Below are 25,859 nucleotides of genomic sequence, written 5' to 3'. Positions count from 1 at the left end.
TAAGATCAGGTCGGTAAGACAACTGATGGTATCCGACTCAACGTAATGTCCTGTGAATGCAGTAAGGCTTGCGCGATGCTGCCTGGCCGGACAACGGATACCGTAAGGGGCTCTGCATCATTCCCAGGTTTATGCAGCATCAGCAGACATAAGAGGTGGAATGAGCATCTACACAGATATTATTGCACAAGGCGTGCCAGGTTTGCAGATGGTAAAATAAATCGATATTTATCAGATGGTTATTTTTATCAACACAGTGAAATCATGCGATAGTGTCGGGAAAGAGCGACAAACGGGCATCAGGCTGTCTCTTTCGAACGACAGGTAATGCAAGGATATGTAAACCCGAGATAAATCAGGATGTTGCATGTCTCAGAACGGAGACAATGGGTTGAAATCACTTTTCTCTGGACGAAAAAAAACCTGCTCTTAGCAGGTTGTTTTTCATATTAAGATGGTCGGCGAGAGAGGATTCGAACCTCCGACCCACTGGTCCCAAACCAGTTGCGCTACCAAGCTGCGCTACTCGCCGATTTTTTTATCTTAATATTTTGCCTGGTGCGAAGAGAGGGACTTGAACCCTCACGTCCGTTAAGACACTAACACCTGAAGCTAGCGCGTCTACCAATTCCGCCACCTTCGCATGTCCCAGCAAAATCTGGGGTGGCTAATGGGACTCGAACCCACGACAACTGGAATCACAATCCAGGGCTCTACCAACTGAGCTATAGCCACCATAAACCTTTTTACTGCCTAACGCGGTATTTAAAACCACCGAAGCTCTTGCGCACAAACTTAATGGCGCGCCCGACAGGATTCGAACCTGAGACCTCTGCCTCCGGAGGGCAGCGCTCTATCCAGCTGAGCTACGGGCGCGTAGCGCCGTTGCGGATGTGCATACTACGGATTTGATATCAGGCTGTCCAGTGCATTTTTAATAAAAAAACGCGTTTGGTTACGCTTTGTGCATTCCGTCGATAAATACTGCACTTTATCGCTGTTCCCAGCGGAAATTGCTGCATTAATCAGCGATATCAGAGATCGCCGCGCCAGTGGTAACCTAAATATTTCAGCAACTTTATTTGGCGACGCCAGCGCGAAGGCTGACGAATCAAACGATATAGCCACTCCAGCCCGAGTTTTTGCCAGCTGCGAGGCGCGCGTGCCACACGACCAGTAAACACATCGTAGGTGCCGCCCACCCCCATATACAGCGCATCGGGCCACTGGGCACGGCAATCACGCATCAGCAGCTCCTGACGCGGCGATCCCAGTGCGACGGTAACAATCTGCGCTTTGCTGGCAGCGATACGTGCAAACAACGCCTCGCGATCATCCGGGGCGAAATAACCATCCTGGCTGCCGACAATATTCACCTCCCACTGACGGCGCAACTTTTCGCAGGTTTCCTGCAACACCGTCTCACGACCGCCAATCAAAAAGACCGGGATACCGCTGCGCCCCGCCCGTTCCATCAGTGCCTCCCACAAATCGGCTCCGGCAATGCGGTTAACCAGAATCTGCGGATATTTCTTGCGTAACGAACGCACAATGCTGATGCCATCGGCATACTTAAATTCGGCCTGTTCAATCAACGCCCGCACTTCCACATCACTTTCCAGCGTCAACATCTTTTCGGCGTTGATGGCCACCAACGTGCCGCTGCGCGGCTTTTCATCCGGCAGCAGAAAGTTAAGGAAGGTCGCCATATCCTGAAAGGCATAGAGATCGATACCGCGCAGTGGATAACGCGGCTCCTCTTTTTTTATCGTATTCAACGTCAAAGGTTTTCCTGTTTGGCCCGGAGGTTAAAAAGGGCTTGGTAACGCTGGCTCACCACGTTGCCGAATTAGCCCGGCACGATCCAGCAGCCAGTAAAGCAGCTTCGCCACTAATAAGCAGACGGCAAAAATAACGCAGAAAAACACCACGCGCGATCCGAACGCATCCAGCCCTTCACGCGCCAGCACGATCATGTTAAACACCGCGCCAAAACAAAAACTTTGCAAAATAGCCCCGTTATAACGGTTAGTCTCGTGACGACCGCGTGCGTACAAGCTATCGAAGCCTTTCATTAACAGACCCACTGCAATGGCACCCAACGGAATAAACCACACGCCGCCCATCACCAGCAGCGACCCGAGTAACGTCGGTGATATCGCCAGCCCCGAATGGTTGTTCAGCACTTCCCAGGTAAAGTAGTTAGCGCTGTTCAGCACCATTGAAGGGCGTCCTGGCCACAGCCAACTGGGGATAAACACGTAAAAATCACGCCACATCGGTGCCAGCCCCTGGAACGAAATCTTGTCGTAATGCTGCAACAGCAATGCCAGATTTTCCCACGGCGAGAAGGTATCGCGTGTCAGGTAGAGAAACGTATAAAACGCCTCATCCCCCATCACATCGAGGTTATAACGACGCAACGCCAGCCAGAACATACCAACAACCGCCATCACTCCAGCGCCCGCCAGCATCCACAGCGTGATCCAACCGCGAGTAATGCCTATAAACAGGAACAGCGCAAAGGCAATGATGATGTTCGCACGTGTACCGCCGACCAGCGCATAGGTCAGCAGGCCAAAGGCCACGGAGACCAACAAAAAGAGCAGCCACTGACGCAGGGTCGGATTGAGGAAGTAACGAATCAACATCGCCGGGATGAAGAAATAGAAGAAGCGTTTGAGCGCGACACCGGACACTTCGCTGGAGAAGATTTGGTTATAAGCCGTCAGCCGAAACAGCAGCAGGCCATTATGCAGAAAGAACACCGTCACGGTGCCAATCGCCACCAGCGCCAGCAGCAGGCAGGTGAGATGGGTTTCGACCCGATTCATCTGCAACCAGGGTTTACGCGGTGCGACCGTGGCCGGGCGCAAACGAACTTTGTAACTGACGTAATAGATGGCATAGAAACTGGTGGCGGCCAGCAGCGCCTGCAACAGAAACTCCACGGGCACCACCGCCATATTGAAGCGGAACACCAAAACGCTGGTAAGCGGAAAGCCAAAATAAAATGTCAGCAAAAACAGAATAGTAAAGAACAGGTGGAAGTTGAAACGCACCCGTTTGAATTCCCGCCAGGTCAGGGTCAGAATAAAGCCCAGCGAGAACAGATATACCACCAGCAGACCGCTGAACTGCATGAAGGTCATAATTTCTCCGTTTCACTCAGAGTGAGTGCCTCGCGCCACCCTGCCAGATAGCCAGGGGCAAAAAAAGCTATCGCGGCAGGATCGCACTGCTTCAACTGGCGTTGTGCCTCCGCGACCCGCGCGCTGTCCAGCGCATCGTCACTGAACAATACCGGTAACCCCTGCTCGCTTACATCACGCCAGAACGGGTTTTTACGGTTGAGGACAAACGGAATACCCGCCTGAATCAGCAAGCAGAGCGTACCAATCCCCTGCTGGCGTTCAAACATAAAATAGCCCAGATGACAGCGGCTTAGCAGCGTCAGATAAGCTTCAAAATCGATCTTATCGCGTAACAGCGTGACCTGCCCGTCAGGGAAAAGATGTGCGGCCGCCGCGGCAATTTCATTAATATATGCATCATTATTAGTGGGATAGCCAAGCGGTACCACCACCTTTATTTGATCACCAAACTGTGACTTTATCGCCTGCAAACCGGCAATATGGCGGTTGCTGCGATCGCCCGAATTGCCCAATAGCACGGTAAAATCATGCTGTTCCGTTGCACAAGGCACCGCACGCTCCGGCATGCGCGTTGGGAAATAGAGTAACGATGTGGGCACCTGCGGATGACGCGGTTGATAATGATGCAGATCGCCACGGGTGGCGAACACCCGTGCCATACGCCCCTGAGCAATACGCCGTAGCAGATAGAACAGTCGGTACTTCAGACCGCTGCCCTCTTCGTACAGGTCTGCGCCCCAAACGTGCCAGAATGCCTGATGGCGGCGCAACTTACCGTTCAGCAACGCCAGCCAAAGCCCAGGGTTAAATTGCCCGTGGAAAAAGAAACGTTGCTGGCGGTCGGCTGCCAGGGCAATCACCGCCCGCGCCAGCGCCTGTTTATCGGGGTAGGTTTCAATCTGCAACGCCGGGTAAGCCTGTAACGCTGCGGGCGTGGGTGTGACCACCATAAAGCGACGCGGTGCATCCAACGGCAGTTGCGTGCTGAGCACATCATTAAAGAAACGCAGCACGGTGTGATTATGATGAGGGATATCCGATCCCAGCACGTGAGTTAACGTCATTTTCTTCGGCAATAAATCATGAAAGCGCCACAGCAGAGCGCAAAGTAACAAATGTAGGTCGCCATATAGGCTTGTGCGGCACCTTGAGTTCCATGTAACGGAATCAGCCAGTGGGAAAACGCCATCAGTAAGATGAACTGGCTGACTTCGGTCAGAATATAGAAACGCAACGAAGCTTTGGCGATCACCAGGTAGCCGAAAACATAGGCACCGACTTTAAACACATCACCGCATAGCTGCCAGACAAACAGATCGCGCATCGCGGTGAACTGGTTCGAAAACAGCAGCCAGATGGCGACATCACGCAGCAACCAGACACAAAAGCTGGCGGCCGCCACCGCAGGCAGAACAAAGCGCAGCGCACGCAAAATTTCCCGCGTAATCTGTGGCTTATGCTCCAGTCGTGCCAGTGTTGGCAGCAGCCAGACGCTGAACGTTGCGGTAATAAATTGCAGATACGCATCGGAAATGCTGGTCACACCTTGCCACAACCCTACCTGCGCCCAGCCTTGCTGTTGCGCCAGCAGGTTTCGCATCATCACCCAGGCGACAGGCAGCGTCACCGAGGTGATCAGCGCCATCAGGGTAAACTTCGCCAGATTACGCGCCAGATCTGGCTCCCAGACCGGTTTTAACCAGCGCAGTGGCAACACCTGCTGATGACGCCGCAACATCACCACCGCCGGGATCACCACCAGAGCGGGCACCAGCGCCAGCCCAACCAACGCACCGGCATAACCGCCGATCCACCAGCACAGCACATACGCCACCACGCCAGTCAGGCTGCCGGCAATCAGTGCCAGCGCATTGCCACGCGCATCGCGAAAACCTTTCAGCAAGGCCAGGGTCAGATTAGCCCAGGCGATACCGAGTTGAAGAAAGGCGACGATGCGTACCACGCCCTGATAATGATCGTGGCCGAACAACGCCCGACTGATGGGTGCCGCCGCCAGCAGAAACACCAGCGCCAGTAGCGTGGAAAAACCCAGCACCAACGCTGATGCCGTGCCGGTGACTGCGCGTAACGATGCGGGCTGCTGCTGAAATTGCGCCACATAGGTGGTGACGCCATTAAAAATCCCGGCTCCGGCCAGCACACCGAGCACGGTGATCAACTGACGGAAGTTTCCGGCCTGGCCGACGCCTTCCGGTCCAAAACTGACGGCCAGCAATTTGACCACCAGCAAACCGGCGACAATTTTGACCAGTGTCGACGAGGCAGTCCACACCGAGGCTTTCGCGAGTGACATCAGGCAAAGAAGCTCAGCAGGGAGTTAATCACCGTGCGCTGATTGTTGTCCGACAGATTGTAGAACAGCGGCAAACGTAGCAGACGTTCGCTCTCACACGTGGTGACGACATCGTCACCGTGGAAGCGCCCAAAGCGCTCACCGGCAGGTGATGAATGCAGGGGAATGTAATGAAACACGGTGAGGATTTCCGCTTCTTTCATCCAGTTAATCAGCGCCTGACGATCGTGGCTGTCGCGCAGTTTGATATAAAACATATGCGCGTTGTGACGACAGTTGCCCGGTACCACCGGCAAGGCAATGCGTCCGGCTGCCGCCAGCGGCTGAAGTGCCGCATAATAGTGATTCCACAGGCGCAAACGCTGCTGATTGATACGCTCGGCCGCTTCCAGTTGCGCCCAGAGATAAGCGGCCTGCAAATCCGCCATCAGATAGCTGGAGCCGATATCGCGCCAGGTATATTTATCCACCTGCCCACGGAAGAATTGGCTGCGGTTGGTGCCTTTTTCGCGGATGATTTCCGCACGCTCGACCATTTTCGCGTCATTGATCAGCGTAGCACCACCCTCTCCGCCTGCGGTGTAGTTCTTGGTTTCATGGAAGCTGAAGCAGCCAATATGCCCGATGGTGCCAAGCGCACGTCCTTTATATTGCGACATCACCCCCTGCGCCGCATCTTCAATCACGTAGAGGTTGTGCTTCGTCGCCAGCGCCATGATCGTGTCCATTTCGCAGGCCACACCCGCGTAATGAACCGGCACAATGGCGCGGGTTTTTTCGGTGATGGCTGCTTCAATCAGGGTTTCATCGATGTTCAACGTATCGGGGCGCACATCAACAAACACGATAGTGGCACCACGTAGCACGAAGGCATTGGCGGTGGAGACAAAGGTATAGCTCGGCATAATCACTTCATCGCCGGGCTGGATATCAATCAGCAACGCCGCCATCTCCAGCGAAGCCGTGCAGGAAGGCGTCAGCAGCACCTTTTTGCTGCCGAAGTGCTGCTCCATCCACTGCTGACAGCGCCGGGTAAAACCGCCATCGCCGCAGAGTTTGCCGCTGGCCATCGCCGACTGCATATATTCAACTTCACTGCCCACAATCGGGGGCGCATTAAATGGGATCATGTGCGTTCCTGTAGAACCACCAGGCGGTGCTTTCCAGCCGTGCACCGCTGCGTAAATAGAGGCGCATCGCCGTAAGATTGCTGAGTTGGGTGGCGACACGCAGCCGATTAAGCTGGCGTACCCGCCCCCAGTCTGCCGCCGCCAGTAGCAGGCGTTGGCCGATACCCTTACCCTGTGATTCCGGCAGCACCGCCAGCAGCCCGATACGCGCATCGCCATGCTGTTCGCGGATCGAGACAAAGCCCTGCAAGGTACCTTGTTCATCACAGGCGATCAGGCATTGGTTATCAAACGTGCCACGCACCGCATTCTCAATCCACTGCGCATAGAAACGGCTGCTGTCATCGGCCTGATACCAGGGGGCACGAAAACGGCTCTGGCTGAACGCCGTGGCAGCAGCGGCACGCAATTGCGGGATCTGCGCTTCGCGCGCGATGCGTACACCGGTTTGCCGCTCGGTACGTTTGATGTTAATGGCGAGATCGGCTTCCCCTTCCACCAGTTGAAAGCGGTGTTGACTGATGGCATCGATCACATCATGACGGTCAGCCGCCACCTTGATTTGCCATAATCTATAAGGTTGCTGCAATACCTGCGCCAACGGTGTGTCACCATCAACATCAAGGCGCGCGGTATTCAGGCCAAAGAAGCCACTCTCCCACGGCAGTGGGTTAATACTGACGCGGATCGACATCGTCGCTAACCGAAAAATGTTTCATCGCCAAACCCCTTTGGTATCGACGATCCACGACTGCGTGACCTGATCGGCATCAATAGCACGGAACGGCGTGTGATCCACCAGCATCACCAGGATATCCGCCTGTTGCAATGCTTCGGCGGTGGTCACCAGCGTGGCTTTATTTGCCAGGCGCCCAGGGATGGTGTCGATATGCGGCTCCACCACCCAGGTGGTACCACTGTGCCAGTCAGCGATCAACTCTGACACCATCATCGCCGGGCTTTCGCGCAGGTCATCGATATTAGGTTTAAACGCCAGGCCAAAACAGGCAATGGTCGCCTCGCTGGCGCGTTTACCGCTGGCGGTCAGACACTCGGCTAACGCCTGTTTGACCTGATCCAGCACCCAATGCGGTTTGGCATCGTTAACTTCCCGTGCGGTACGAATCAGGCGTGCCTGCTGCGGGTTTTGCGCCACGATAAACCAGGGATCGACAGCGATGCAGTGACCACCGACACCCGGACCGGGTTGCAGGATATTGACGCGTGGGTGGCGATTCGCCAATGCAATCAGTTCCCAGACATTAATCCCCTGTTCGGCACAAATCAGCGACAGTTCATTGGCGAACGCGATATTGACGTCACGGAAGCTGTTTTCCGTCAGTTTGCACATCTCCGCCGTGCGTGCATGGGTCTCCACACATGCACCGCGCAGGAAGATACGGTATAACTCGCTGGCGCGCGCGGAACAGGCGGGCGTCATGCCACCGATCACGCGGTCGTTTTCAATCAGTTCCACCATCACTTTACCGGGCAACACACGCTCCGGGCAGTAGGCGATAGCGATATCCACGCCATCACCGTGCTGCGGAAAACGCAGGTCCGGGCGCGCGGCCGCCAGCCAGTCAGCCAGCTGTTCGGTTGCCCCGACCGGGGAGGTGGATTCGAGAATCACTAAATCGCCCGCTTTTAGTACCGGGGCGATGGAGGACGCTGCAGCCTGTACATAGCTGAGATCCGGCTGGTGATCGCCGATAAAAGGCGTGGGCACCGCGATCAGAAAGGCATCGGCCGTTTCAACCTGAGTCGTGGCACGCAGATAACCGCTACGCACGGCCTCGCGCACCACCTCATCGAGGTCCGGCTCCACAATATGGATCTCGCCGCGATTAATGGTGTCGACTGCATGAGCGTTGATATCAACGCCCACAACGCTAATTTCCCGAGAAGCAAAAACGGCTGCCGTCGGCAGCCCAATGTAACCCAGTCCAATAACGGAAATGGTTTGAAAACTCATGGTTATGCTCTGTAATTTTTAAGGACCTGCAAAATACGCGCGCAGGACTGGCCGTCGCCATAAGGGTTGTGCGCATGGCTCATCGTTTGCCAGACTTCATCGTTATTCAGCAGTAGGCTGACTTCCGCCACAATTTTATCCACATCAGTACCCACCAGCCTGACGGTGCCAGCAGCAACCGCCTCCGGACGTTCGGTGGTGTCGCGCATCACCAGCACCGGTTTGCCGAGCGACGGCGCCTCTTCCTGGATACCGCCGGAATCGGTGAGGATCAGCCAGGCGCGATTCATCAACCAGACAAACGGCAGATACTCCTGTGGCTCAATCAACACGATGTTATCAATGCCGCTCAGGATGCGGTTTACCGGCTCGCTGACATTAGGATTGAGGTGCACCGGGTAGACGATTTGTGCCTGTGGATGCTGGCGGGCAATCTGTGCCAGCGCGCTGCAAATGCGCTCAAAACCGTCGCCAAAACTCTCTCGCCGATGACCCGTAACCAGAACCAGCTTTTTCTCTGGATCAAGAAACGGATAATGCGCCGTCAGCCGGGCATTAAGATCAGCATCGTCCAGTACGCGATCGCGCACCCACAACAACGCATCAATCACCGTGTTGCCGGTGACGAAAATACGTGATTCCGGCAGATTTTCGCGCAACAAATTCTCACGAGAAGTTTGTGTCGGCGTGAAGTGATAACTTGCCAGATGCCCAGTCAGGGTCCGGTTCGCCTCTTCCGGCCATGGCGACATCAGGTTTCCGGTGCGCAGGCCCGCTTCCACGTGCCCGACCGGGATTTGATGATAAAACGCCGCCAGGCTGGCAGCCAGCGTAGTGGTGGTGTCGCCATGCACCAACACCACATCAGGACGGAAATCGGCCAGCACGGTTTTCATACCCTGCAAAATGCGACAGGTGATTTCTGTTAACCCCTGCTCCGGACGCATGATATTGAGATCATAGTCAGGTTGCAGATTGAACAGACGCAGCACCTGATCGAGCATTTCACGATGTTGGGCAGTGACGCACAGGCGCGATTCAAAAGCAGCATCCTGGGCCAGCGCCTGCACCAACGGAGCCATTTTGATCGCCTCAGGACGAGTACCAAATACGGTCAGAACTTTCACGCGGCTTCTCTCAATGACTCGTTGGTGACATCGGGCGCGGACGGCGCACCAATGCAACCCCCGCACCCACCAGCGCGCCGATGACGCCCCACATGATCATCATAAACAGCCGACGTGGGCTATCACGCTTCACCGGTTCTTCGGGTGTACGCAGATAGCGGTAGGTCTGGAACTGTTTATCCACACGTGGCCCGGCCTGCAATGTACTCAACATCGCTCTGTTTTGATCATAGCTTAAATCGTAAGCCGGTCCGCTGGCCTGCAAGGTATCGAGCTGAGCCTGTAGCATTTGCTGCCCCAACAGAAAGCGATCGCTGTCCGGCAGCGTTTCGCCCGTCACCGGAGCGCGGTTCTCTTTGATACCCTGCTGGCTGGCGATCCTCAGCGCCTGTTCGATACGCTGACGCTGACGAGCGAATACCGCCTGAGCGACGTCTTCCTGGCGTTTCACCTGCGCCTGTAACTGTTCAGCTCGCGCCTGCCATGCGCCTTTTAATTCCGTATTGAGATGACGCGCAGCCCGCTCACTGGCATAAGCGATGTACTGACGCAGCAGATTATTGGCATCACTGGCACTTTCGGCCATCAGCTTGATGCTGTTCAGGGTGTTGTGCGCCGGGTCAGCAGGCATGAACTGAATATTGTTGATGAGATCGTCGAGTAACGCCGCATCGTTGTGGGCGTTACCGCTTTTACGGCTTTTATAGTAATCCGTCTGTGACCAGAAATCCCGTCGCGTATCCCATGAGGCCAGCTGCATGGTGAACTCCTGATAGACTTCATCCATGACCGTCGGGGTGGGAGTGCTCAGATTCAGGGTGTTGTTACGCACATCAAGGTTATTGATAAATTGCTGCTGGATAAAGTAATCCTCCAGCATATTAACCGTGGGTCGATCTGTGATCGCGGTGGTGCTCCATACCTGTTTCATCAGCATAGATGCCAGCCATGCCAGCAACGCAAAAAGCAGCGCCAGACCAATAATCCAGCGTCTGCCACGCCATAACGTGCAGCACAGGCCGCGAATATCCAGTTCGTTCTCCACAACTCCAGAGGTCATAACAAGGGATCCTTTTCTGGGTACTGACTTATTTTTTCTCATCGCCAGCACTTTGCCAGCGACGTTTGATACGGCGAACTTTGCGCGCTACGCGCCAGGCGTGCTTCAGGCAATAGCCATAGAATAAAAACGCCACCAAAAACAACAACAGCATCACCCACTCCGGGATAAAGGCCAGATATTCGCCCAATACCCCGATACCCGCGAGGATCGCCGCCGCCACCGTAATCAGCAGGAACGCCTGCCGTGAGGTGAAGCCTGCGCGCATAATCAGATGGTGGATATGCTGGCGATCGGCAGAAAACGGACTCATCCCTTTACGCAGACGGCGATACATGATGGCAACCATATCCATCAAAGGAATGGCAATCAGCCACAGCGCGGTGACTGGCGTAATCGGGTGACTCAATCCCTGAGTGGTTTCCAGCAAAATCCAGATGATGGTGAAACCAATCATGGTGCTGCCCGCGTCCCCCATAAACACTTTGTAGCGTCGCCCGAGGAAACCGAGGTTGAGTAAGATATAGGGAATGGTGGCGGCAATCATGGCAAAGCACCACATCGACAGGCTGGTTTGCCCATCGAAGTAAAGAATGATCCCCATTGCACCAAAAGTGACGCACGACAGCCCACCCAGCAGGCCATCAATCCCATCCACCATATTGAAGGCGTTAATTGCCGCCCAGACGGCAAACAGTGTCAGCACGTAGCCAAATGGCCCCACGATCAGCTCGACCGGACCAATAATAAACCCGAGGCTGAGCAAGTAGAGTTTGGCCCCAGCCATCATCACTACCGCAACAATGGCCTGCACGGCAGCACGAATTTTCACACTAATATCGAAGCGATCGTCCAGTGCACCAACCAGCACCAGCAGTCCGGCACAGCCGAGATACAGCAAAGCATGAGGGAGATAATAATTAGAAATGAGAAACGCGAAGCAGATCCCCGCATAGACGGAAATCCCCCCGACGAGCGGGATAGCCCCATGATGGCGTTTTCTGGAGTTTGGCGTGTCAACCAGTCCGATTTTTTTAGCCACTTTGCGAGCAAAAAACAGGAACGCTAAGGAAAACAGAAAAACTATACCAAGCTCAGTACTCATAGTGAGTAAATTCACATTAACGCTCTCAGCTAAAATCGTGGACAACAATAGGCAATTTTTTTGCCTTTGCCGTTCATCCCTAGTCCTAATTCTGCTCCAGAGGTGCGCGATTGGTTAAAAATCCAGCACTTCCGCCACAGTCATTATAAATACTCCCGGCTCGCATAATCCTAATGCCCGAAAATGAAAAACGCCACGTTAAGACGTGGCGTTAGCGATAAATCCTGGCAATTTGTGCGAAAAGAGCAGCTGAGAGACTTTCCGCACCTGAAGCGTCAGGAACGCTTCATCATGTCGAAGAATTCGTCGTTGGTTTTGGTCATCGCCAGTTTGTTGATGAGGAATTCCATCGCGTCAATTTCACCCATCGGATGGATGATTTTGCGCAGGATCCACATCTTCTGCAACTCTTCCGATGAAGTAAGCAACTCTTCTTTACGGGTACTGGAACGGTTGTAGTCCACTGCCGGGAACACACGTTTCTCCGCGATTTTACGGGAAAGGTGCAGCTCCATGTTGCCAGTACCTTTAAATTCTTCGTAGATCACTTCATCCATCTTCGAACCGGTATCAACCAGCGCGGTAGCGATGATGGTCAGGCTGCCGCCCTCTTCGACGTTACGCGCCGCACCGAAGAAACGCTTTGGACGATGCAGGGCGTTGGCGTCCACACCACCGGTCAACACTTTACCGGAGGCCGGAACCACGGTGTTGTAGGCGCGCGCCAGACGGGTGATGGAGTCGAGCAGGATGATCACGTCTTTTTTGTGCTCGACCAGGCGCTTGGCCTTCTCGATCACCATTTCCGCAACCTGTACGTGACGGGAAGCCGGTTCGTCGAAGGTGGATGCAATAACTTCACCTTTGACCAGGCGCTGCATCTCGGTCACTTCTTCCGGACGTTCGTCGATCAACAGCACCATCAGCACGCAATCAGGGTGATTGTAGGCAATGCTCTGTGCAATGTTCTGCAACAGCATGGTTTTACCGGCTTTCGGCGGTGCCACGATCAAACCACGCTGACCACGACCAATGGGTGAAGCCAGATCCAGCACACGTGCCGTCAGGTCTTCAGTAGAGCCATTACCCCGCTCCATACGCAAACGACTGTTCGCGTGCAGCGGCGTGAGGTTTTCGAACAGAATCTTACTACGAGCGTTTTCCGGCTTGTCGTAGTTAACTTCATTCACCTTCAACAGGGCAAAGTAACGCTCACCTTCTTTCGGCGGACGGATTTTGCCGGAAATGGTGTCACCGGTGCGGAGGTTGAAGCGGCGAATTTGGCTGGGAGAAACGTAGATGTCGTCGGGACCGGCGAGGTAGGAGCTGTCTGCGGAACGGAGGAAACCAAATCCATCCTGCAGTATCTCCAGCACACCATCACCGAAGATGTCTTCGCCACTCTTCGCGTGCTGCTTCAGAATGGCAAAAATAATATCCTGCTTGCGCAAGCGCGCCTGGTTTTCCAGACCCATATTTTCGCCGAGAGTAATCAGCTCAGAAACCGGCGTATTCTTTAATTCGGTAAGATTCATAGTGATGGGTTCTTAAACTCGGGGTAATTCTCGAAATGTTTGTCGTGAATGGTATGGCGAATATTCCATGCCTGTTTAATGGCTCTTTTTCGACTCTGCTCGACGGATATCGTCAGGGATGGCGATAGAATGCGAGGAGACGGTCGATAATGTTGCCAGGGGTACTAGCCGTCAGATTGCCAAACCACGAAAACGTTCAATGCGAATAGGGTCTGACAAGGGAAATCTTTTAGATGCAAACTACAAGGTAAGAGCGTAATGCAGTATCGACAACTTATCACGCAAAAAGGGAGACGTCCAGCAGTGGAGAAAAAATTCGCCACTGCGGACGAAACACCGCGCCGGACTTAGCCCAGGTTAGCGTTCAGGAACTCTTTCAACTGGCCTTTTGACAGTGCGCCAACTTTGGTCGCCGCCACCTCGCCGTTCTTAAACAGCAGCAGGGTCGGAATGCCGCGAATGCCATACTTCGGCGCGGTGCCCGGGTTGTCGTCAATGTTCAGCTTGGCGATGGTGAGCTTGCCGTCGTACTCTTCTGCGACTTCATCAAGAATCGGTGCGATCATTTTGCAAGGACCACACCATTCAGCCCAGAAATCTACCAGTGTCACACCGGCCGCTTTCAGCACATCGGTGTCGAAACTGTCATCGGTCAGGTGAACGATTTTATCGCTGCTCATGTTTTACTCCAAAGATTATGCCTGGCGAATTGGCGTAATATTTACCAACGTAGGTTGACTTTATTTCATCGGATACGCTTTCGTAAAGCGATAGTAAGCTGATATTCTACCACACTATGAGCAAAACACACTTAACAGAACAGAAGTTTTCCGACTTCGCCCTGCACCCTCAGGTAGTGGAAGCCCTTGAAAAGAAAGGCTTTCATAACTGCACGCCGATTCAGGCGCTCGCGTTGCCTCTTACGCTTTCAGGGCGTGACGTCGCGGGTCAGGCGCAAACCGGTACTGGCAAAACGATGGCGTTCCTGACGTCAACGTTTCATCATCTTCTTAAACATCCTGCGGCTGAAGACCGTCAGGTGAATCAGCCACGCGCCTTAATCATGGCCCCCACGCGTGAGCTGGCGGTACAGATCCACGCTGATGCAGAACCGCTGGCACAAGCCACCGGCCTGAAGCTGGGTCTGGCCTATGGCGGCGACGGCTACGATAAACAGCTGAAAGTACTGGAACAGGGCGTGGATATCCTGGTCGGCACCACTGGCCGCCTGATCGATTACGCCAAACAGAACCATATCAACCTGGGTGCCATTCAGGTGGTGGTACTGGATGAAGCTGACCGCATGTTCGACCTTGGCTTTATCAAAGACATTCGCTGGGTATTCCGCCGTATTCCTCCGGCAACGCAGCGTCTGAGCATGCTGTTCTCCGCGACCCTTTCGTACCGTGTGCGTGAACTGGCGTTCGAACATATGAACAACGCTGAGTACGTGGAAGTGGAACCCGAGCAGAAAACGGGCCATCGCATCAAAGAAGAACTCTTCTATCCTTCGAACGAAGAGAAGATGCGCCTGCTGCAAACCCTGTTGGAAGAAGAGTGGCCGGATCGCGCCATCGTCTTCGCCAACACCAAACACCGTTGTGAAGACATCTGGGGCCATCTGGCAGCTGATGGTCATCGCGTCGGGCTGTTGACCGGTGATGTGGCACAGAAAAAACGTCTGCGTATTCTCGACGATTTCACCAAAGGTGATGTCGATATTCTGGTGGCAACCGATGTCGCCGCACGTGGTCTGCACATTCCTGCGGTAACCCATGTGTTCAACTACGACCTGCCCGACGATCGTGAAGATTACGTGCACCGTATTGGTCGTACTGGCCGCGCGGGCGCCAGCGGTCACTCCATCAGCCTCGCCTGTGAAGAGTACGCGCTGAATCTGCCTGCCATTGAAGAGTATATCGGCCACGGTATTCCGGTGAGCAAATACAACAGCGAAGCGTTGCTGAGTGACCTGCCACCGCCGAAACGTTTGACCCGTAACCGCTCAGGTAATGGCCCGCGTCGTGGTGGCAACAATGCCAACCGTCGTAGTGGCGCACCGCGCAACAACAACCGTAAACGTTCGGGTTAAGCACACCATGCTAAGCGCATCGTCCCTTTATGCTGCGATTGATCTGGGTTCCAACAGTTTTCATATGTTGGTGGTGCGCGAAGTCTCTGGCAGCATTCAGACGGTCGCGCGCATAAAACGCAAAGTGCGGCTGGCGGCGGGTCTGGACAAAGAGAGCCAGCTCTCGACGGAAGCGATGCAGCGCGGCTGGCAGTGCCTGAAACTTTTCTCCGAACAGCTCCAGGACATTCCTCCGGAGCAGATTCGCGTGGTCGCCACGGCCACGCTGCGTCTCGCCACCAACGCCCAAGACTTTCTCACCACCGCTGAACATATTCTCGGCTGTCCGGTCAACGTCATCAGTGGCGAAGAAGAAGCCCGCCTGATTTATCAGGGTGTCGCACATACCACGGGCGGCTCCGATCAGCGTTTGGTGGTGGATATCGGCGGCGGCAGCACCGAACTGGTAACCGGCGAGGGTTCGCATGCGACGGCGTTGTTTAGTCTGTCGATGGGCTGTGTTACCTGGCTGGAGCGTTACTTCAGCGATCGCCATCTGGCGAAAGAGAACTTTGCCCAGGCTGAACTGGCCGCACGTGAGATGATTCGTCCGGTCACGGCGGCACTGCGGGAAAAAGGTTGGCAGATTTGTGTGGGTGCTTCGGGCACCGTGCAGGCGCTACAGGAAATTATGGTGGCGCAGGGGATGGATGAACGTATCACCCTCAGCAAACTGCAACAGCTAAAGCAGCGCGCCATTCAGTGTGGCAAGCTGGAGGAGCTGGAGATTGAAGGGTTAACGCTGGAGCGTGCGCTGGTATTCCCCAGTGGCCTGTCGATCCTGATCGCTATCTTCCAGGAGCTGAATATTGAAAGCATGACGCTGGCCGGTGGCGCACTGCGCGAAGGGCTGGTGTATGGCATGCTGCATCAACCGATTGATCGCGATATTCGCAGCCGCACCCTGCAAAACGTGCAGCGTCGTTTCACCATCGATGTTGATCAGGCCGAACGCGTACGCCAACTGGCTGAGAGTTTTTTCCGCCAGGTCAGCCCGGCCTGGAAGCTGGATCATCGATGTCGCGATCTGCTGCTTAGCGCCTGTTCGATCCACGAAATTGGCCTGAGCGTTGATTTTCGCCAGGCTTCACAGCACGCCGCTTACCTGATTCGCCACCTCGACCTTCCCGGATTTACCCCCGCCCAGAAAAAACTGCTGGCCTGCCTGTTGCAGAACCAGAGCGGCAGCATCGATCTGGCGTTACTGACCCAACAGAATGCGGTGCCACCGCGTCTGGCGGAACGTCTGTGTCGTCTGCTGCGCCTGGCGATTATCTTCTCCAGCCGTCGTCGCGATGACACCTTACCGGCCGTTCGTTTGCAGGCGGATGATGATGCGCTGCATCTGACGCTGCCCCCAGGCTGGTTGCAGGCGCATCCGTTAAGGGCGGAGTTGCTGGAGCAGGAGAGCCATTTTCAGTCTTATGTGCACTGGCTGCTGACGATTTCCTGATTTGCCGTGGCGCGATAAATCGCGCCACTATGATTTTATCAGAAACATCTCTTTGATTGCCGCATTTGTTTCATGCATGCTTTTGATAAGGCTATCAGCAACCTTAGCCTCTTTCAGCAGGTTAATTAGCGTATAATCCTTTCCTTCAGCAGTTATTTTGTATTCCGTAATCAGGCAGGGGATTTCAATCCTGACACCATAATCGCTATAGATTCGCGCATGATCTCCATAATCAACAACCTTATTCAAATAAGCGTTAGTGTTAAGGTTTAATTTAATCAACGCATGTTTCAACACCGAGTTAAAATAACTGCCTATTTTCCACAATACGGCTTCAACATCTTTCAACTTCTCATAGACTTTCTCTTTGCCTGCATCGTTACTCGGTTGTGTTAACAGCAAGCAATTAACTTCTTTATTCAATGTAATCAGATCATTGCGCATTAGATTTAATGCTTTTGCTACAGCACCCAAACAGACCCCTGTTGCAGGCGGTCTGGTATCCCTCACTGGATCCACTTTGTGATATTCATAGCTCTGCTGTTTTTTCTGAGGTAACTGTGAGTTATTGTTAAAATAAATCCCTTCAGCCTCAACATATTCCCGATAGAGCTTTTGTTTCTTTTCTACGTAATGACAATAGTATAGCGAACCCTCTTCGCCAGGCTCGCCAAGTTTATTAAGCTCTCCCAGTATCCGCTCTATTTCGCTGGAGAATAAGGCAGGCGCATCAAAATCTTTTAAGGGCATAAAAAGATTGGTATACATTGACTGAAAGCTTTTATATGACGCATGTGAATTTAATAAGGTATTTCTGAATTCTTTATGTAAAGCTTTCACAAAGGATAAGTCTGCCATCGTACCATAAGGAATAACCTCTTCAGGTTCTGTCCCACTCTGCGCGATAGATTCAAACTTTTCAAAAATACTCCAACTGGATAAGACATGCCCGCCAAAAAGAAGCTGGAGTTCAGTACGTTTCATCTCCGGGGTAATTTTCAGCGGCGGGGGCGGAGGTGTCACCGCAGTCACAGGTTGCGAGGACATTCCCTGAAAAGTATTTCTTATCCAGCGAATAACACCGCCGGATTTGCGTTCAGTCCCTCTCTGCTGCTGGACTCCCTGAACCGGGGTTATGGCTGACGGACTCATCCTGTCCATATATTTATCCTCCTAATTTATCTACTTCCCTTTCGCATTCTCCAGCATCGCCCTTAAACCGGCGACGCGAGTCTGCCCCGTTTTCATCCGTTCTTCGGCGCTCACCACTTTCTTCTCGCGCTCCCACGCCATATCATCCTGCGGTAGCTCCAGCAGAAAGCGACTCGGCTCCGGTCGCACCAACTCGCCATACTGGCGGCGTTCGCGGCACAACGTAAAGGTTAGCTCCTTCTGCGCACGGGTAATCCCCACATACGCCAGACGGCGCTCCTCCTCGATATTGTTTTCATCAATGCTGCTCTGGTGCGGCAGAAGCCCCTCTTCCATGCCCACCAGATACACATAGGGAAACTCCAGTCCTTTCGAAGCGTGCAACGTCATCAGCTGTACCTGATCAACATCCTCGTCGCTCTCGCCGCGCTCCATCATATCGCGCAGCGTGAAACGGGTGACCACCTGCGCCAGCGTCATCGGCTCATCCAGCTCGCTCCCTTCGAGCATTTCCGTCATCCACTGGAACAACATATTGACGTTTTTCATACGCATTTCAGCGGCTTTCGGGCTGGGTGAGGTTTCGAATAGCCAGCTTTCATAGTCGATGCCGCGAATCAGATCACGTACCGCGTTGATCGGTTCGCGTTCAGCCAGTTGAATGATCTCATTCAGCCAGCCGGTAAAGCGTTGCAGATGCTCCAGTCCGCGCCCGGTCAGAGTTTGCCCTAGCCCCATATCGAAACTGGCGTTAAACAAACTCTTGTTACGCATCGTAGCCCATTCACCCAATTTTTGCAGTGTGGCGGGACCAATCTCACGACGTGGCGTATTTACAATCCGCAGGAAAGCGCTGTCATCTGCCGGGTTGGTGAGCACACGCAGGTACGCCAGCAAATCTTTGATCTCCGGGCGAGAGAAAAACGAGGTACCCCCCGAGATACGATACGGAATCCGGTTCTGCATCAGCAGCTTCTCAAACACGCGCGACTGGTGGTTGCCGCGATAGAGAATGGCGTAGTCCTTGTACCGTGTCTTGTTGATAAAGTGATGGGCAATCAACTCACCGGCCACGCGCTCCGCTTCGTGGTCTTCATTATTCGCCATCAACACCTTCAACTCGCTACCGATACCCAGCTCAGAAAACAGTCGTTTCTCAAAGACGTGCGGATTGTTGGCGATCAGGATGTTGGCGGCTTTCAGAATGCGCTGCGACGAACGATAATTCTGCTCCAGCTTGACCACTTCCAGCGTCGGAAAATCTTCCTTCAGCAGCACCAGGTTTTGCGGCCGCGCACCGCGCCAGGAGTAGATCGACTGGTCATCATCACCCACCACGGTAAAACGCGCTCGTGCGCCCACCAGCAGTTTCACCAGCTCGTACTGGCTGGTGTTGGTGTCCTGATATTCATCCACTAACAGATAACGAATGCGCTGCTGCCAGCGCTCCCGCACTTCCTGATTGCGTTTCAGCAGCAACGTCGGTAACAGGATCAAATCGTCGAAATCCAGCACGTTGCAGGCTTTCAGGTGTTGATCATACAGCTGGTAGCAATGGGCAAAAATCTGGTCACGCTGAGATTTCGCTAGCCCCGCCGCCGCTTGCGGATCGACCAGGTCGTTCTTCCAGTTGGAAATGGTCGAAATCAGTTGCTGCAACTGGGTCTTGTCCTCTTCCAGCCACTGTTTGGTCAGGTCTTTCAGCAACGCCAGCTGATCCTGATCGTCGAACAGGGAAAAGGTCGATTTCATCCCTAATGCAGCATATTCGCGCTTGATAATCTCCAGCCCCAGGGTGTGGAAGGTAGAAATCATCAGGCCACGCGCCTCTTTGCGCCCCAGCGTCTGCGCTACACGTTCTTTCATCTCACGTGAGGCTTTGTTGGTGAAGGTCACTGCGGCAATATGACGCGCCTGATAACCGCAGTCGCGGATCAGATGGGCGATTTTATTGGTAATCACACGGGTTTTACCCGAGCCAGCACCGGCCAGCACCAGACAGGGACCGGTGACAAATTCGACAGCACGTTGTTGGCCGGGGTTTAAACGCATAACGGGATTTCACTCATCAGGATCAAAATTGCACATGTAGCGGCTATAATGCGCGAGATTATACACAACAGGACCGAATCATGGCGAAAACTGCGGCGGCTTTACACATCCTGGTGAAGGATGAAGCAAAAGCAAAAGCGCTGCTGGCCCAGCTGGAGAAAGGCGCGAACTTCCAGCAGCTGGCAAAAAAACACTCTACCTGTCCTTCCGGGCGTAACGGCGGAGATTTAGGTGAGTTTCGTAAAGGTCAGATGGTCCCGGCCTTCGACAAGGCGGTCTTCAGCTGCCCGTTGCTGCAACCCTATGGACCGGTGAAAACCGCCTTTGGCTACCACATCATCAAGGTACTCTGGCGTAACTGATCATTTCTTCTGCTTCATCTGCTGCAACACGTTGCTGCATTGATTGCTGTCGGCATCACTTGGTGAAACCAATGCCAGCAGCGCGGCAGCAGGTGCAAGCACCGTGCCCAACGCGACGGCTGCGGCACCACGCGCAATCAGTGGCCCGGCTTTTACTCCGGCATCCGGATTTTTGAACGTGCCGCGTACATACAATGGCGAGCGCAGCGTAATGATACGGATACCTTTGCTTTCCGGATCGATGGTCAAATCAAGCCGCTCATTCGCAAAGTTGGCGCTGCCTGACACATTGATTACCGCGTTCTCGGTATCGAACACAAACAAGCTCGGTGTCGCCAGCCCATTGCGAATGTTGAGATCGGTGGCCGCACAGTTGATACGGACCTCGTCATCACCAAACAATTTCCCCACTACATAGTTACCAACGTTCAGCCCAGCGATCTCCATCAGGCTACGGCTGATCAACCCATCGTTCATCAACAGCTTCAACTCGCCATCGCTGGTGGCCAGCAAATCCGCCACCGAATTACCGGTGCCGCTCAACGTGGCATCGCCATTCAACTGGCCGAGGCTTTTCTGCATCGCTTGCACGTCAGGGAACAGCTGCCGCAGTTTCAGTTTGCGTACATGTAAATCGGCACGGCCACGCATTGGGCTGCGGTTTCCTTCCAGATGGATGCTCGAATTCAGCGTCCCACCGGCCATGCCAAAACGCAGCGGATCCAGGCGTAGATCACCGTTATTAAGCTGCAAATGGGTATAAAGATCGCTTAACGGTAGCGAATTGCTGTGTTCGATGCGCTTGCCGCTAAACTTCACATCCGCATCCATCACGTCCCAGCTTTTGGTATCGAATTTGTCGTGCGGCAGAACACGATCGGCAGGTTGCGTCGAGGCTTCGCCACGCTGCGCTTTTGCCTGCTGCGTTTTCTCACTGCCCTTACCTGAGTTGACGCCAATCAACGGCCCTAAATCGGCCATGCGCAGCTGATTCGACGAGAGATCGCCGGTCAGGGTCGGACGCGGTTTGCCCTGACGGTAAACCAGCGAGCCATGAATGTCGCTGTCGCCAATATGACCATTGAATTTTTCGTAACGGAACAGCGCGCCTTTGTCGTCATTAAAACGCGCCATCAGATGCCCGTCTGTTTCATAGGGCGGCGTATCCGGTAAAAGCACGCCGGTCAAACCGTACAGATTCGCCAGGGTGTCACCGGAGAAGCGCAAACGTACATCCAGCCCTCCGAGATTAAGTGGGTCCTGCAATGTTCCCTCAACACGTACCCGCGTGGTGCCATTACGCACATCAACCTGTAGCGGGAACGGTGTGGTCTGGCTGCGCAGTGACAGCATGCCACCAATTTTACCTTCCCCGTCCAAACGCTGATTGTTATAAGTGCCGCTCGCCTGCCAGCCGAAGACAAAGTCACCTGCCCCCTGCTGTTGATCATCCCCTCCAGCCACCTGCGTATAGGGCACGGGTTTACCCAGCGGATTGATGGTGACGCTAACATCTGCTTTGTTGATGGCATCGCGATAGCGCACCTGCCCTTCATCGAACAGGATATTATCGAGACGGAACGACCAGGCTGAAGGAGCGGCATTGGCCTCATCGTTGGTGTTGCTGGCAAGGTCGAAGGTCCAGTTGTTGTGTTTATCTGCGGTCTGTACCAGCCGCGCATCGGGGCGCTGGAGTTTGATCCACGGCAGATAAACCTGCTTATGTAGCAACGCCAGTGGCGCTAAGGTCGCTTCAACACGCTGCAAATGCACCATAGTGACATCGGGGATGGTGGGCGGATTGCCCAGCATAATATCGTCGGCATGCACCTGCGGCCAGGGCACCCAACTACGCCAGCCGGGTTCTTCACGATTACGCACCCAGGCCACGCCGAGATCGCCGCGAATGGCGAACGGCCGATTCAGTTCTGCCGAGACTTTCTGGTTGATGGTTGGTTTCAGGCGATTCCAGTCAAACGTCGCGATCACGACCATGATCACCACAACCAGCAACAAAAAAATCCCGATGACCCAACTCAGGACTTTTCCTGTTCGTGACATGCTGCTTCCTCCTTGTCCTTCCACGTCTCATTTAAAGATAGTCGAGACGTTGAGGAACGGTATCAGGGAAGCGCCAGTGCCATGTTTTCCAGTTCGCTAAACGGAACCGGGCGGGAGAAGAAATAACCTTGTGCGGCAAGGGCGGGCGAGCTGCGTACCTGCTGCCACTCTTCCTCGGTTTCCACGCCTTCCACGATCACCCCGTTGCAATAACGGTTGATCAGGGACAGCAGCATAGAAAACAGGGTGCGACCTTCATCGGTCGAACGCAGCAAAATAAACAGTTCACGCGACAGTTTGATGTAGTCATAACGCAGCTCGGTCAGGGCGGAGAAATTTGCCATGCCGGAACCAAAATCATCCAGCCATAGCGGCCCCAATTCCGGCATCTGCGCGATCATCTCTTCCTGTGGCAACACATGATGTTCGGTGAGTTCAAAACGTACCCACGGCAGTTGAGCTATCAGGTTACGGATCTGTGGATGTTGCTGGATCGCCAACAGCGTCGGGCCATCAATATTGACCGAAGCCACCAGCTGACGTTGACTAAAAAGGGCCGACCACTGCATCAGCAGCTCCAGCTGCTCCTGCACCACGTCGAGACGCTGTGGAATCTCGAGCGCGTCAAAATAGATTTCCGGCGACAGCCTTTTTTCTGGTGCGGACGGATGTGTCACCGCAGTCAGTAATTCAATAGCCAGTAAGTGGCCCGAGACCTGGTAGATCGGCTGGAAAGTATAGAATCGTTGGCACTGCTGCCAGAAGAGACGCGTTTCCTGTTGTTGCTCCAGTTCAATTGAAGAAGGCAGTCGATGACTAAAATTCTTCATCACCATGGTTTTTTCCTGGTAGGTGGTGAGTGCCTGCAAATAGCATCATCATCCTGAGCAGCCACACGAGCTATTGAGTGTATCAGTGCGTGTCGCGCTTAATCGGTAAAACAAGCAACAATTTCGCGGCTAAATTACTCTTAAACTCACAGTTTCACACCTTAAGTGGAATTAAAACACCGTTTTGAAAAACATTGACGACTGCCATACCAGACGCGAGACTAGGGGCAGAATTCACTACAGGCCGAAGACCATGACGCAGAAAAAAATCGCCATCATTGGCGAATGCATGATTGAGCTGTCCGAAAAAGGTGAGAACATCAAACGCGGTTTCGGCGGCGACACGCTGAACACCGCGGTATATCTGGCGCGTCAGTCTGACACTGATCAGCTGCGCGTGGATTACGTGACCGCCCTCGGCACCGACAGCTTCAGTGACCAGATGATTGCCGCCTGGCAACAAGAACAGGTACAGACGGCATTGATCCAACGACTCGACAACAAAATGCCGGGCCTGTACTTCATCGAAACCGATGAACACGGCGAGCGTACCTTCTGGTACTGGCGTAGCGATGCCGCTGCGCGCTACTGGCTCGATAGCCCGCAATCCGATGCCATCTGCCAACAGCTGGCCCACTACGATTATCTCTATCTCAGCGGTATCAGCCTCGCGATTTTACCCGCCGCCAGTCGCGAGAAGCTAATGAATCTGCTTAGCACCTGTCGCCAGAACGGGGGCAAAGTGATTTTTGATAATAACTATCGACCACGACTGTGGGCCGATAAAGCCAGTGCGCAACAAGCGTATGCCGCTATGCTGCAACATACCGATATCGCCTTCCTGACGCTGGATGATGAGCATCTGCTCTGGGGTGAACAACCGCTGGAAACCGTGCTTGCCCGCACTCGGGCAGCAGGCGTGCAGGAGATCGTGATCAAGCGTGGTGCCGAATCCTGTTTAGTCGCCGTAGGCGAGTCGCCACTATACGATGTTCCCGCCATCAAGCTGGCAAAAGAAAAAGTGATTGATACCACCGCCGCCGGAGATTCCTTTAGCGCAGGCTATCTGGCATTGCGTTTACAAGATGCCGCACCGGACGCTGCCGCAGCACGTGGTCACCTCACCGCCAGCACCGTGATTCAACATCGCGGCGCGATCATTCCTCTCAGCGCGATGCCACAGTAATCCTTCTACGCCCTGCCGGTCAGGGCGTATCAATCATCATCCTGGCTTACAAACAACCCCCATAAATTTACCTTAAGGCAGCAGGTAATCCCGGCAGTTTCCCCTGACACCTGCGGAGATCCATTTCCATGCCAAAAAACGTCTGACTGCTTTAACCATGCTTAATATTTAATTTTAAATTCAATGTTTTATAACAACAAAACACTGCGCCAGGCATAGTCCGAATCTGTCTGAATTAACGGTTTTCGGCTGGACGATCGCTGGAAAAAAGACCATGTTTTAATCAATAACAGCAGGACGCTGTTGATCCGGCCGCGACCACAAAAACGACAACATGATTCGCTCAGGACCGATTTATGCACACAGAAATTATTAATATCTGGCCGCACGGCGATGCACCGGGCGCCAGCGACTCACGCGCACAGCCGCAGATTGTCGACCTCGCCAAAGAGTATGAACCCTATGATCGTGCTGCCACCGGTGTACGCTGCCCGGAGATGGCTATCTGGCATCCCGAAACTTCCAACGGTATTACGTTGCTGGTCGCACCGGGCGGCGGTTATCAACGGGTATTGATCGATCGCGAAGGCAGCGCATTGGCGACATTCTTCACGTCGATGGGCTATACGCTGGCGGTGATGACCTACCGTCTGCCCTATGACGGCCATCACGAAGGCCCGGATGCACCGCTGGCTGATGCGCAGCGCGCAGTGCGAGTACTGCGCGACCGGGCGCAACGCGGTATGAACGGCAAATATATCGTGATGATGGGTTTCTCCGCCGGCGGCCACGTTGCCGCCAGCCTCGGAACGCGTTTCACGGAGAAAATCTATCCGGTGCAGGATCAGGCCGACAGCCTCTCACCACGACCAGACGCGATGGTGCTAATTTATCCGCTGATCAGCATGCGCGACGGACTGGCGCTGGAGAGCGCTCGTACCCGGCTGCTGGGTGCCTGGCCGGATCAAAAAACCATTGATGCTTATTCGCTGGAAACACGGGTACATAGCCAAACGCCACCGACGCTGCTGATTCACGCGGCAGACGATGAAACGGTATCAATCAATAACAGCATGGTGTTCTTTAGCGCGCTGCGTGAACACAGCGTACCTGCAGAAATTCACTTTTATCAGAAAGGCGGCCACGGATTTGGCATCCGTGGCGTGGCGGATTTGCCCTTAGCCAGTTGGCCGATGCTGGTGACCGAATGGCTGCGGGCAAAAACCTGAGG

The 25,859-nt window shown here is 54.0% G+C and carries 21 protein-coding genes and 4 tRNA genes; 5 read left to right on the top strand and 20 right to left on the bottom strand.

Features of this window, described 5'->3' with window-relative positions; genetic code table 11:
- Positions 1–455 precede the first annotated feature (455 nt).
- The 16 genes from AC6I8W_RS00860 to trxA form a co-directional block, all read right to left on the bottom strand.
- Positions 456–532, bottom strand: a tRNA-Pro gene (locus AC6I8W_RS00860).
- Positions 533–556: 24 nt separating this feature from the next.
- A tRNA-Leu gene (locus tag AC6I8W_RS00855) sits at positions 557–643 on the bottom strand.
- Positions 644–659: 16 nt separating this feature from the next.
- A tRNA-His gene (locus AC6I8W_RS00850) sits at positions 660–735 on the bottom strand.
- Positions 736–799: 64 nt separating this feature from the next.
- Positions 800–876: transfer RNA gene (locus AC6I8W_RS00845), tRNA-Arg, on the bottom strand.
- A gap of 158 nt (positions 877–1,034) precedes the next feature.
- Positions 1,035–1,784, bottom strand: a complete 750-nt coding sequence (gene wecG, locus AC6I8W_RS00840) for a lipopolysaccharide N-acetylmannosaminouronosyltransferase (RefSeq protein WP_497836598.1) — start codon at positions 1,782–1,784, stop codon at positions 1,035–1,037.
- A 24-nt stretch (positions 1,785–1,808) separates the two neighbouring features.
- Positions 1,809–3,152: an ECA oligosaccharide polymerase gene (wzyE, locus tag AC6I8W_RS00835; protein WP_497836597.1), complete on the bottom strand. Its 1,344-nt coding sequence runs from the start codon at positions 3,150–3,152 to the stop codon at positions 1,809–1,811.
- Complete coding sequence (wecF, locus tag AC6I8W_RS00830) at positions 3,149–4,219, bottom strand: TDP-N-acetylfucosamine:lipid II N-acetylfucosaminyltransferase (RefSeq protein ID WP_497836596.1); 1,071 nt, start codon at positions 4,217–4,219, stop codon at positions 3,149–3,151. Before wecF ends, wzyE begins: the two co-directional genes overlap by 4 nt.
- Positions 4,216–5,469: a lipid III flippase WzxE gene (gene wzxE / locus AC6I8W_RS00825; RefSeq protein WP_497836595.1), complete on the bottom strand. Its 1,254-nt coding sequence runs from the start codon at positions 5,467–5,469 to the stop codon at positions 4,216–4,218. The genes wecF and wzxE overlap by 4 nt, the downstream gene beginning before the upstream one ends.
- A complete protein-coding gene (rffA, locus tag AC6I8W_RS00820; RefSeq protein ID WP_497836594.1) occupies positions 5,469–6,599 on the bottom strand; it encodes a dTDP-4-amino-4,6-dideoxygalactose transaminase in 1,131 nt (376 codons plus the stop codon). Before rffA ends, wzxE begins: the two co-directional genes overlap by 1 nt.
- Complete coding sequence (gene rffC / locus AC6I8W_RS00815; protein ID WP_497836593.1) at positions 6,586–7,293, bottom strand: dTDP-4-amino-4,6-dideoxy-D-galactose acyltransferase; 708 nt, start codon at positions 7,291–7,293, stop codon at positions 6,586–6,588. The genes rffA and rffC overlap by 14 nt, the downstream gene beginning before the upstream one ends.
- 21 nt (positions 7,294–7,314) lie before the next feature.
- The gene (gene wecC, locus AC6I8W_RS00810; protein WP_497836592.1) at positions 7,315–8,574 is read right to left on the bottom strand and encodes a UDP-N-acetyl-D-mannosamine dehydrogenase; all 1,260 of its coding nucleotides are present in this window, start codon (positions 8,572–8,574) and stop codon (positions 7,315–7,317) included.
- Positions 8,575–8,576: 2 nt separating this feature from the next.
- Positions 8,577–9,701 (bottom strand): non-hydrolyzing UDP-N-acetylglucosamine 2-epimerase, encoded by a 1,125-nt coding sequence (wecB, locus tag AC6I8W_RS00805; protein ID WP_497836591.1) that lies wholly within the window; start codon positions 9,699–9,701, stop codon positions 8,577–8,579.
- A 10-nt stretch (positions 9,702–9,711) separates the two neighbouring features.
- Positions 9,712–10,761, bottom strand: a complete 1,050-nt coding sequence (gene wzzE / locus AC6I8W_RS00800) for an ECA polysaccharide chain length modulation protein (RefSeq protein WP_497836590.1) — start codon at positions 10,759–10,761, stop codon at positions 9,712–9,714.
- Positions 10,762–10,789: 28 nt separating this feature from the next.
- Positions 10,790–11,866, bottom strand: a complete 1,077-nt coding sequence (gene wecA, locus AC6I8W_RS00795) for a UDP-N-acetylglucosamine--undecaprenyl-phosphate N-acetylglucosaminephosphotransferase (RefSeq protein WP_497836589.1) — start codon at positions 11,864–11,866, stop codon at positions 10,790–10,792.
- A gap of 275 nt (positions 11,867–12,141) precedes the next feature.
- A complete protein-coding gene (gene rho, locus AC6I8W_RS00790) occupies positions 12,142–13,401 on the bottom strand; it encodes a transcription termination factor Rho (protein WP_480367086.1) in 1,260 nt (419 codons plus the stop codon).
- Positions 13,402–13,748: 347 nt separating this feature from the next.
- Positions 13,749–14,081 carry a thioredoxin TrxA gene (gene trxA, locus AC6I8W_RS00785; RefSeq protein ID WP_480367083.1) on the bottom strand — a complete coding sequence of 111 codons (333 nt, stop codon included), beginning with the start codon at positions 14,079–14,081 and terminating at the stop codon, positions 13,749–13,751.
- A gap of 116 nt (positions 14,082–14,197) precedes the next feature.
- On the opposite strand from trxA, the gene rhlB reads away from it, so the two are divergent.
- Both rhlB and gppA read left to right on the top strand, forming a co-directional pair.
- Positions 14,198–15,493: an ATP-dependent RNA helicase RhlB gene (gene rhlB / locus AC6I8W_RS00780; RefSeq protein WP_497836588.1), complete on the top strand. Its 1,296-nt coding sequence runs from the start codon at positions 14,198–14,200 to the stop codon at positions 15,491–15,493.
- Between the two features lie 7 nt (positions 15,494–15,500).
- Complete coding sequence (gene gppA / locus AC6I8W_RS00775; protein WP_497838081.1) at positions 15,501–16,985, top strand: guanosine-5'-triphosphate,3'-diphosphate diphosphatase; 1,485 nt, start codon at positions 15,501–15,503, stop codon at positions 16,983–16,985.
- A gap of 27 nt (positions 16,986–17,012) precedes the next feature.
- On the opposite strand, the gene AC6I8W_RS00770 is transcribed toward gppA, so the two are convergent.
- Both AC6I8W_RS00770 and rep read right to left on the bottom strand, forming a co-directional pair.
- Complete coding sequence (locus AC6I8W_RS00770; RefSeq protein ID WP_497836587.1) at positions 17,013–18,137, bottom strand: hypothetical protein; 1,125 nt, start codon at positions 18,135–18,137, stop codon at positions 17,013–17,015.
- A gap of 30 nt (positions 18,138–18,167) precedes the next feature.
- Positions 18,168–20,189 (bottom strand): DNA helicase Rep, encoded by a 2,022-nt coding sequence (gene rep, locus AC6I8W_RS00765; RefSeq protein WP_497836586.1) that lies wholly within the window; start codon positions 20,187–20,189, stop codon positions 18,168–18,170.
- Between the two features lie 80 nt (positions 20,190–20,269).
- Between rep and ppiC the strand changes: the two genes are divergently transcribed.
- Positions 20,270–20,551, top strand: a complete 282-nt coding sequence (ppiC, locus tag AC6I8W_RS00760) for a peptidylprolyl isomerase PpiC (RefSeq protein WP_013507331.1) — start codon at positions 20,270–20,272, stop codon at positions 20,549–20,551.
- Here the strand turns inward: ppiC and AC6I8W_RS00755 are convergent, their stop codons facing one another.
- Positions 20,552–22,612 carry an AsmA family protein gene (locus AC6I8W_RS00755; RefSeq protein ID WP_497836585.1) on the bottom strand — a complete coding sequence of 687 codons (2,061 nt, stop codon included), beginning with the start codon at positions 22,610–22,612 and terminating at the stop codon, positions 20,552–20,554. It lies immediately after the preceding gene.
- 62 nt (positions 22,613–22,674) lie between these two features.
- Positions 22,675–23,448, bottom strand: coding sequence for a cyclic-guanylate-specific phosphodiesterase (pdeH, locus tag AC6I8W_RS00750; protein ID WP_497836584.1), 774 nt, complete (start codon positions 23,446–23,448; stop codon positions 22,675–22,677).
- 247 nt (positions 23,449–23,695) lie between these two features.
- On the opposite strand from pdeH, the gene kdgK reads away from it, so the two are divergent.
- Together kdgK and AC6I8W_RS00740 are read left to right on the top strand one after the other, a co-directional pair.
- Positions 23,696–24,628, top strand: coding sequence for a 2-dehydro-3-deoxygluconokinase (gene kdgK, locus AC6I8W_RS00745; protein WP_497836583.1), 933 nt, complete (start codon positions 23,696–23,698; stop codon positions 24,626–24,628).
- Between the two features lie 356 nt (positions 24,629–24,984).
- Complete coding sequence (locus tag AC6I8W_RS00740; RefSeq protein ID WP_497836582.1) at positions 24,985–25,857, top strand: alpha/beta hydrolase; 873 nt, start codon at positions 24,985–24,987, stop codon at positions 25,855–25,857.
- Positions 25,858–25,859 lie beyond the last annotated feature (2 nt).

This window comes from Pantoea sp. X-Soil-TKNS-1211, from assembly GCF_059730495.1.
Note: the sequence above shows the minus strand (reverse complement) of the source record. Positions and strands in the feature narration are given on the sequence as shown.